Genomic DNA, 1,215 nt, shown 5'->3' on the forward strand with positions numbered 1-1,215 from the left:
CACTACATCAAGGTAAAAAAAAAGTGCTGAAAATTCAGCACTTTTTTTTTACCTTGAAATATTAATTGGTAACTAAGAAGACTACTTACTCAAAATCCCAGCAAGTCTTAATAAATCTGTATTGATAACTTTCTTCATCGTGATAGTATCATGGAAAGCTGTATAAACCAATTGATCGTTTACGATACCTGCCATTTCGTTTTTATGACCTGCTAAAAGCCCTTCTAAAGCACCCAATCCTAAACGACTAGCCAAGATTCTGTCAGCAGCACTTGGGCTTCCTCCTCTTTGGATATGACCAAGGTTTGTTACACGAATATCAACAGGAATATCAATTGTTTTCTTGATTCGGTCTGCAATAACTGCTGCATTACCTTCTTCGTCTCCTTCTGCTACAATGACGATTGATGATGTTTTTTTCTTATTAAAGCCTGCTTTCAATGTTTCAACTACATCTTCAACAGTTTGTCTTTCTTCAGGAATTAAGATTGATTCTGCACCACCCGAAATACCCGACTGAATAGCAATATAGCCAGAGTCACGTCCCATTACTTCAATAAAGAATACTCTATCATGCGAATCTGCCGTATCTCTGATTTTATCAATTGCATCTAAGGCTGTATTTACCGCTGTATCATAACCTACTGTAAAATCTGTTCCGAAAAGGTCGTTATCTATGGTTCCTGGTACACCAACTGTTGGAATTTGGAATTCATTAAAGAAAATTTCAGCACCCGTAAAAGTTCCGTTTCCTCCAATAGCTACTAAACCTTCAATGCCATGTGATTTCAACTGTTCGTAGCCTTTTTTTCTACCTTCTGGAGTCATAAACTCTTTACTTCTCGCAGATTTCAAAATCGTTCCACCACGCTGAATAATATTACTTACAGATTGAGAATTAAGCGGAATAATGTCTCCCTTAATCATTCCGTTATATCCACGAATTATTCCAAAAATTTCGACTCCATGATGTAGCCCTCCTCTAACGACTGCTCTAATCGAAGCGTTCATACCCGGTGCATCACCTCCTGAAGTAAATACTGCAATTCTTTTCATGCTGGTAAAGATTGTATTTTAGTAAAGTTGGTTAATAGTAGTTATTTAGTTTACAGAAATAACAAATATCATTATTTCCATAAGCAAAACCTCACAAATTTATTGTTTAAAAGTGATGTTTCTAATATTTTTTCAAAAAATTACAGTTTAATAAAACAT

Annotated in this window: 1 protein-coding gene; it reads right to left on the reverse strand. The window is 35.3% G+C overall.

All coding sequences use genetic code 11. The annotated features are described in order from the left end of the window. Positions 1–81 precede the first annotated feature (81 nt). Positions 82–1,056 carry a 6-phosphofructokinase gene (gene pfkA / locus AC07XN_RS24435; RefSeq protein ID WP_309919927.1) on the reverse strand — a complete coding sequence of 325 codons (975 nt, stop codon included), beginning with the start codon at positions 1,054–1,056 and terminating at the stop codon, positions 82–84. Between the last annotated feature and the right edge of the window lie 159 nt (positions 1,057–1,215).

The sequence above is a fragment of the Arcicella sp. GW458-12-2-14-TSB2 genome (genome assembly GCF_059423785.1).

Excerpts from the sequence above, each read along its gene's own strand:
- pfkA (WP_309919927.1), bottom strand. The coding sequence starts at position 1,056 with ATGAAAAGAATTGCAGTATTTACTTCAGGAGGTGATGCACCGGGTATG.